This window comes from Clostridium sartagoforme AAU1 (genome assembly GCF_000401215.1).
Taxonomy (GTDB): Bacteria; Bacillota; Clostridia; order Clostridiales; family Clostridiaceae; genus Clostridium; species Clostridium sartagoforme.
Window position 1 is genome coordinate 22,686 of record NZ_ASRV01000155.1, and the last position, 7,525, is coordinate 30,210.

Consider the following 7,525-nt stretch of genomic DNA (forward strand, 5'->3'; position numbering starts at 1 on the left):
AAATGATTTGCATTATTTACTGATATAATTTTATCTCCATATACTATTATTGTCAAGACTATAGATAAATATAATTAATTTCTATATTTTTCTTTTTAACTATATTGCTTTCTCTTAATTGACATGTAAATATCAGTAACTGCTTAAATTTGCACATTAAAAGTATATCTATTGCCCTTTCAGTTCTCTTATCGTCATATTGTACAAAGGCATCATCTAATATCATTGGAAATGATATATCTTTATATATCATATTTATAAAAGCTAGTCTTAGGGATAAATATAACTGATCATTAGCTCCATTGCTCAGCATAGCTCCCGGTAATACCTCTACCCCATTTCTAACTTTCATTTCGTAGGAATCTGAAACCATCACATTATCATATCTGTCTTCTGTTAATTTATTGAAGTATTCTATAACACTTGAATTTAAAATACTACCAAAGTTACCTCTAACTTCTCTTATTGCTTCATTCATTTTTTGTATAGCTAGTTCAGTAGCTTTAAGCCTTAATTCCAATTTATTAATATTTTCTTGTACTTCTTCTATCTCCTCTTCAATTTGAGATATAGCTCTTTTACCTATAAACCTATTATTAATATCATTTTCTACATCTTTTATATTTTTCTCGACCTCAATTAATTCATTTGATTTTATTGTAACTTGATTATCTATCTCATCTTCTGAGGAATAACTATAATTTATGTTTTCATTTATAATATCTTTTAATTCTTCTTTTATAGCATCAATATCTTTATCCTTAGTCAATGCTTTATAGGTTTCCTCTATACTAGCTAAGCTTCTTAATACATCATCTCTTTGTTTTATTTTTTGCTTTATTTCTAATAGTTTTTCTTCTAAATTATACAAATTCATATCTTCTAGTCCTATGAATTCTAGCTTTTCCCTTATTCTTTTTTCTCTTATATTAAGCTCTTGTTCTAACTTATTAATTGACTCTTGTTCTTTTTCTATGTCTATCTTTATTGATAATATTTCATTACTTACTAAATCGTATTTGGATAACATTATCATAACCTCATTTGTATCATTTGTTTTAGCTAAATTCAATATATCCCTTATATATTCCTTATTCTTTTTATAATTATCTTTTACACTTTGTATGTTAAGTAAATTAACATGCTTTTCTTTTTCTGATATTTTTATATTTTGCTTTTCTTCATATAATACAAATTCATCAAAAAGCTTTAATTTCCTAATAAAATCTTCATATGAAGTTGAGCCTATAATTTTAGTAAATTTAAATATTTCCTTTTCTATTACTTTTATTTCATCTTCTAGCTTTTTTACACCTTCTGCACTATCATTAATTTCACTACCTTTTTTATTTTAGATTTCATAGTAAAAGATATATACATTAATACACCTAATATCAATGCTAGTATTATTGATACAATTAATGATAAAGCCGAATTTCCTTTTAATAATATTATTGATATTAAAAGCATCACAATAAGTATAGAAAATATATTTATTAATTTATAGCTCTTTTTTATTTTATTATCTGTGTTTCTTATATTGATATCATTAGGAACATGTTCTAATTTGAATTTAATTTCTTTTAATTTATCTTCATATTCTTCTAATAGGCTTGAAATTTCTTCTCTTCTTCCTTTAAAATTTATTGCATTTCCTATTAATGATTGTTTTTTCTCTATTTCTTTTTTAATTAAATTTATATCATTTATCAAATTTTCATAATTACTTATTTTTTCTTCTAAATTTTCTTTTTCCATAACAGCTTTTATAAATTTATTTTTCTCATCATTAGTTAAATTTTCTATAAAAATTATTTCTTCAAATTCATTTCTTTTATTTTGATAAAGTACTTTACTATTTTCTAATTTTTTTTCCTCATCTATCTTCATATCTAACAAGCTAAAATATAGTGAATTTTCATCTTTTATATCATTTAGTAAAACTTCATCTATTATCCCATTTCTTGAAGCTATACTTTCTTCTATATATCTTTCCTTCTTTTCTAATTCTTCTTTTTTCTTTAAATATTCAGTTATGTCTTCATATTCTTTCTGAAGCTTTACCTTCTTAATGTATTTTTTGTATATATCCAAGTTTTTTATTTCTTTTCTTAAAGATTTTCCGCTCTCTCTTAAATTTATTAACTTTTGTTCATTTTCAAGATTATTCTTAGATAAATTATACCCTTCATATCTTTCTTCTATTAGCAGGTTATATTTATTTCTAAGTAAATCTAATTGTCCATTTTTTCTTGTAGTGGTTATTGATTTTTTTATATCATCTAATTTTTCTAAAGCTTTTTGGATTGATATATTTTCCTCTTCATCACCTAATAAATTTGCAGCTTTATCTATTATCTCTTCTTCTCTATCTTTGGAAAAAGCCACTCCTAGCTGACTTATAAATAATGTTTTTATAAATGTTGAGGAGTTTACGTTTAAAAAATATTTTCCTGGCTCATCACTTGGGATATTTGTAATAATTTCTCCTGTTTCTGCATCTAATATCTCTGAGGTATCATCTTTCTTAGTTGTTCCAAAACTTCTTCTTATTATATATTTTCTATCATTATTCGATACATAAAGCTCTCCTCTTATTTTTCACCATCAATAGGCATAAACCTTATCCTATCATTATTCTTTATGTCCTTACTTCTTTTCGAATTCATACCATATAACCAAATTCTTATGAAGTTCTGAATTGTACTTTTCCCTTTTTCATTTTCACCATATATTATATTTATTCCATCTTCTAACTCTAATATTTTATTCTTTAATCCTGCAAAAGAAATTATATGTATTTTACTTATAATCATTTAAATTCACTTCCTCATTAGACAGACATTGTATACCTATTTTTAAAGCCATTTTTATAATCTCATCTTCTAATTCATTTTCTTCTAATAACTTTCTTGCAAAAACACCTTTAATTGAATAATCCTTTGATATTTTATCAAAATCTAGCTTTACTCCTGTTTTATCAACTACTTTCACAAAATAGAAATATTCTTTAATTTTTTCAAAAATTATTTCCTCATTTAGTTTTATATATGAATCTATTTCTCCCCTTAAAATAATTTTATACAAATTATTTTTTCTTTCAGTTTCCTCTATTGAAGAAACTATTTTATCTTTTATTTCTTCATAACTAACTAAATCACTTATATCAACATCTATTACATGATAATTTCTTTTGGAAGTTTTTAAAAATTTCAAATCTACTGAACCCTTGAAAACTTCCCCAATTATTACTCCTTTATCTCCAAGTTCATCAAAACCTCTTCCTTGTGGGCATCCAGCATAAGCATAACAAGTATTTCTTTCTCTTAATATACCACTATAATTATGTCTATGACCTATTGCTATATAATCCATATTGCTAGACTCTATATCTTTTAGTGTTATTGGATTATAAGCATTCCCACCTTCATTGTTTGAAATATCTCCATGAATAGTCATTATATTTATATATTTCTTATCAATATAAATGTTCTTCATAATACTTTTGTTAATATGATGAGAGGTAAATGCAGCTCCCCATATAACTACGCCTAAATCTTCTAGAGTTACACTTTCCATTGCTCCTTTAAAAATATGAACATTATTTGGCCACTCTATCATCTTATAAAAGGATTTTTCATTATATGGATCATGATTTCCTGGAGATATAAATACTTTTATATTTGATATTCTTTCTAGTTCACTTCTGATAAAAACTAAAGTTTTTTATCAACAGTTAAATTATCAAATATATCACCAGTTAGTAGTAAAATATCAACAGAATTCTGTACGCATATGTTAATAATTCTACTAAATACTTCTAGGAGTTCTTCTTTGCTTATTAATGATATATTTTTATTTAAATCCTTAAAAGGAGTATCAAAATGTAAATCTCCTGATTGTAATATTTTAACTTTATTCATATTATCACCTTTATTTTTAAAATGTAAACGAACTTTTGTTCTCATTTTATCATTTTTCTATTTTATATACAATATTAAAGTATTATAGAACAACAATAATATATTAATTTCTTTAAATTTATAGTTTTATTAATACTATATAATTAACAAAATAAACTCAAAAACAAGAAAAAAACTCCCAAAGGAGTTTTTTAAATAAAATTATTTTTAGTAATTTAGAAAAAATTCTATTACTTTATATTAACACTTATTTTCATTATATTTTAGCATTTTAATCTTAATTTGTTATATTTAATTCTCCAATTCCCATTGTAATGTCAAATATATATTTATTTTCTCCTGATGTCTTTGCTCTAATATTAGAGTTTCCAAGTCCCGATTCTGTTTTTATATTTACCGGTGCATCTGAAGGAATTTTTATATTTGCACTTCCCATTCCACCTTCAAATTTTAAATTTCCATTAATATCTCCTAATGATATATTAACATCTCCAACTCCACCTTTAATATCTATTTCTCCTGTCCTTTCATTTGTATAGATGTCAACTGAGCCAACTCCACTTGATAAATCTAACTTGTTGAAGGAGATATTTTCTATTAATAATTCTCCAACTCCACCTTGAATATCAATATCATTAACTTTCAAATCTTTAATATTATATTCTCCAACGCCAAAAGAAAATTCTATATCCTTGTTATAAGAATTAGGAATCTTTATTTCTAAATTGCTTGCATTATTAGTATTAATATTTATATTAAAAGCCTTTTTAGCCTTTTCACTAATAACTAATTTATTAGAATTTTTACTTACTGTTACCCCTCTTGATAAATTCCCGAGAGTTCCTGATATTTCTATATCATTACCTTCATAATTTATTATAGTTACATTACTTACTTCTATTTCTATATCAATTTTATCTATTCCTTCTATTGATTCTGTTTTATTTATACTTTCCCCGCTATAATTAACTGAATCATCTGAATTGTTATTCCTTCTACTTTCAATCCCAAATCTTATTCCACAACCAGTTAATAATGTAACAGTTAAAGACACTATTAAAATAATCTTAGAGATTTTTCTCATATTATTTCCCCCTTTAAATTATATCTAGTTTCTTATCTAAATGATTTATTGATGTAATTACTAAAATTACCATCCACAATATCCATAATAAAGATGATATTATATCTATTTCTATAAAAGATCCTATTTCAATATATACATATGGAAATAGTTTAGTTATAAGCCAATTAATCTTTGATACAAAACCTTGGATAATTCCTCCACCTATTATAACTGTCAATATACATAATCCTAGATTTTTGATATATGATGAAAAAATTACTATAAAAGATGTAATTATTATATAAGCTATTGTAGTTCCATATGCTGTTGCTAATGCTGTTACCTTAACTGCATCAGCCATTGAATTTCCTGTAAAGCTTGTTATAACATACACAATAAGAGCTATGATTCCTTGTAAAATAATGAATTCCATATATTTTGCAATTATAAATTCCCAAGATTTAATTGGTAAAGTAAATATCAATTTACCTTTATCCTTTGATATTTGTGATGAAAACTTTATTAATGAAACTATAAAATTAACAACTAAAAATAAAGAAACAAATGCAATGTTAATAACAGATATAAATTCTGCTACAAATGGTATCCTTATAAATGTTCCACATGTTGAAAATATTAATATTACAAGCGCCATTATATATAATATTTTATTTATTCCTGAATTGTATTTACCAAAATTATATTTTAAAATATTAAAAATATTCTTCATATTTCTCCTCCTATAAATTATTCTGTGAATATCTTTCTATAAATTTCATCTACTGATGCTTTATATCTTTCTCTTAATTCTTCAGCGTCTCCATATTCTATTATTTTTCCTTCTCCTAAAAATGCTACTTCATCAAATATTCTCTCAAGTTCACCAATATAATGAGTTGTTATTATCATTGAACTTTCTTCACTTAAATTTTCTAATATAGCATCTAGAATTTTTTCTCTTGATACTGGATCAACACCTGATATAGGTTCATCTAACATATATAGTTTTGCTTTTCTACTTAAAGTTAAAGATAAACTAAGTTTTTCACTCATACCTTTAGATAATTCTTTTATTCTTGATTTATCATCTAAATTCATGAAGTCTAAATAATATTTCATTTTTTCTTTATCAAAATCATCAAAGAAATCTGCATATAAATTTATTGCATCTTTTATTTTCATGGTTTTATTAAAAATATTTCTATCTTGTAAAAATGCAATGTGATTTTTAGTTTCAGAATTTATAGATATTCCATCTAGTTTTATATCCCCTTTATCAACTTTTAAAAATCCTTGTATAGTATTTAAAAGTGTTGTTTTGCCTTGAGCATTAGGTCCCATTATTCCTAGTACTCTTCCTTTTTGTAAACTTAAATTTATTCCATTTAATATATGCTTTCCTTTAAGAGACTTATATACATCCTTTACTTCTAATAAATTATTCATTTTTATCCTCCTTATATCTTGATGATATAATTGCCAATATAGTTTCTTTAGTAAATCCTAATGCTTTAGAGTCTTCAATAAATTTATCTATTGTTTCATTAAATAATTCTTGTCTTAACTCATTAATCTTTTTTTCGTCTTCAGTAACAAATTTTCCAATTCCTCTTTGAGTATATATTAAGTTTTCATTTTCCAATTCTGAATAAACTTTTTGTATTGTGTTTGGATTAACCTTTAACTCGCTTGCATAATCTCTTACTGACAAAATCCTTTCCCCTTTCTTTAATTCACCTGCAACTATTTTCTTTTTTATATAAGCAATTATCTGAAGATATATAGGTTCTTTTGAACTCAATTCAAGTACCATTTTTTTATCTCCTTTCTTATCAGTATTACTGTATTAATTACATAGTACACTGATACTGTTGTTTTGGCTACTACTTTTTATAGTCAAATATGTTAATTAAATCTTATTACATTAAATTATCTCGCTATTACTCCATAATATATAGCTTTTTATTTATTTTTATTACTATAAAATTAATTTTTATAATTCCCTAAAGAAAAAAGAAGCCTCTGAAATAAAAATTAAATTTTTATTTCAGAAAACTTCTCTTTTTGTGAATGGTCACAATACTAATTCTTTGGCGGTATATCCATATTGTATATTACCCCTAATTAAATTTGTTCCTGTGGCTTACTTTATTGAACTTTCGTATTGTTCAACCATTCTTTTTACCATCTCGCCACCTACGGAACCACATTGTTTTGATGTTAGGTTACCATTATAATCGCTAAATGGAACTCCTAACTCTGATGCAACTTCATTCTTGAATGCACTTAATCCTTTTCTTGCTTCTGGAACTAATGTTTTTGCCATCTGTAATTCCTCCTTTGGCTATTTGGTTTTGTAAACATTCTTTTAAATTTGAACTCCCTCTCATTTAAAAGCTTTTTGTTTACACTATTATATTAACCCTTATAAAAATTTATATGCTTAGTAATTTATAGCTACTTTAGAATATTTTATATAAAAGGATATTTTAAGTTTTTATGCACAAAATATGTATTAGATATAATACATATTTGG

General features: G+C 24.4%; 10 protein-coding genes. All 10 read right to left on the reverse strand.

Translation table 11 applies throughout. The features are described 5' to 3' along the window. Positions 1-58: 58 nt before the first annotated feature. A complete protein-coding gene (locus tag A500_RS19555; protein WP_051993155.1) occupies positions 59-1,072 on the reverse strand; it encodes an ATP-binding protein in 1,014 nt (337 codons plus the stop codon). 236 nt (positions 1,073-1,308) lie between these two features. Beyond that, on the reverse strand, positions 1,309-2,388 hold the full coding sequence (locus tag A500_RS19560; protein ID WP_051993156.1) for an AAA family ATPase: 1,080 nt from the start codon (positions 2,386-2,388) through the stop codon (positions 1,309-1,311). A 206-nt stretch (positions 2,389-2,594) separates the two neighbouring features. Then, positions 2,595-2,816 carry an ATP-binding protein gene (locus A500_RS19565; protein ID WP_051993157.1) on the reverse strand — a complete coding sequence of 74 codons (222 nt, stop codon included), beginning with the start codon at positions 2,814-2,816 and terminating at the stop codon, positions 2,595-2,597. Beyond that, on the reverse strand, positions 2,803-3,621 hold the full coding sequence (locus A500_RS12810) for a metallophosphoesterase family protein (protein ID WP_341349957.1): 819 nt from the start codon (positions 3,619-3,621) through the stop codon (positions 2,803-2,805). Before A500_RS12810 ends, A500_RS19565 begins: the two co-directional genes overlap by 14 nt. Positions 3,622-3,716: 95 nt before the next feature. After that, a complete protein-coding gene (locus A500_RS21920; protein WP_341349958.1) occupies positions 3,717-3,968 on the reverse strand; it encodes a metallophosphoesterase family protein in 252 nt (83 codons plus the stop codon). Between the two features lie 232 nt (positions 3,969-4,200). After that, a complete protein-coding gene (locus A500_RS12815; RefSeq protein ID WP_016208008.1) occupies positions 4,201-5,007 on the reverse strand; it encodes a DUF4097 family beta strand repeat-containing protein in 807 nt (268 codons plus the stop codon). 13 nt (positions 5,008-5,020) lie between these two features. Next, on the reverse strand, positions 5,021-5,719 hold the full coding sequence (locus tag A500_RS12820) for a hypothetical protein (RefSeq protein ID WP_016208009.1): 699 nt from the start codon (positions 5,717-5,719) through the stop codon (positions 5,021-5,023). A 17-nt stretch (positions 5,720-5,736) separates the two neighbouring features. After that, on the reverse strand, positions 5,737-6,435 hold the full coding sequence (locus tag A500_RS12825; RefSeq protein WP_016208010.1) for an ABC transporter ATP-binding protein: 699 nt from the start codon (positions 6,433-6,435) through the stop codon (positions 5,737-5,739). After that, on the reverse strand, positions 6,428-6,802 hold the full coding sequence (locus A500_RS12830) for a GntR family transcriptional regulator (RefSeq protein ID WP_016208011.1): 375 nt from the start codon (positions 6,800-6,802) through the stop codon (positions 6,428-6,430). Before A500_RS12830 ends, A500_RS12825 begins: the two co-directional genes overlap by 8 nt. 330 nt (positions 6,803-7,132) lie before the next feature. Further along, positions 7,133-7,315 (reverse strand): alpha/beta-type small acid-soluble spore protein, encoded by a 183-nt coding sequence (locus tag A500_RS12835; protein WP_016208012.1) that lies wholly within the window; start codon positions 7,313-7,315, stop codon positions 7,133-7,135. Positions 7,316-7,525: the final 210 nt, after the last annotated feature.

Bases quoted from the DNA above. Each gene is read 5' to 3' on its own strand.
- A500_RS12810 (WP_341349957.1), bottom strand. From the start codon at position 3,621: ATGATAGAGTGGCCAAATAATGTTCATATTTTTAAAGGAGCAATGGAA.
- A500_RS19565 (WP_051993157.1), bottom strand. From the start codon at position 2,816: ATGATTATAAGTAAAATACATATAATTTCTTTTGCAGGATTAAAGAAT.
- A500_RS12820 (WP_016208009.1), bottom strand. From the start codon at position 5,719: ATGAAGAATATTTTTAATATTTTAAAATATAATTTTGGTAAATACAAT.
- A500_RS21920 (WP_341349958.1), bottom strand. From the start codon at position 3,968: ATGAGAACAAAAGTTCGTTTACATTTTAAAAATAAAGGTGATAATATG.
- A500_RS12825 (WP_016208010.1), bottom strand. From the start codon at position 6,435: ATGAATAATTTATTAGAAGTAAAGGATGTATATAAGTCTCTTAAAGGA.
- A500_RS12815 (WP_016208008.1), bottom strand. From the start codon at position 5,007: ATGAGAAAAATCTCTAAGATTATTTTAATAGTGTCTTTAACTGTTACA.
- A500_RS12835 (WP_016208012.1), bottom strand. From the start codon at position 7,315: ATGGCAAAAACATTAGTTCCAGAAGCAAGAAAAGGATTAAGTGCATTC.
- A500_RS12830 (WP_016208011.1), bottom strand. From the start codon at position 6,802: ATGGTACTTGAATTGAGTTCAAAAGAACCTATATATCTTCAGATAATT.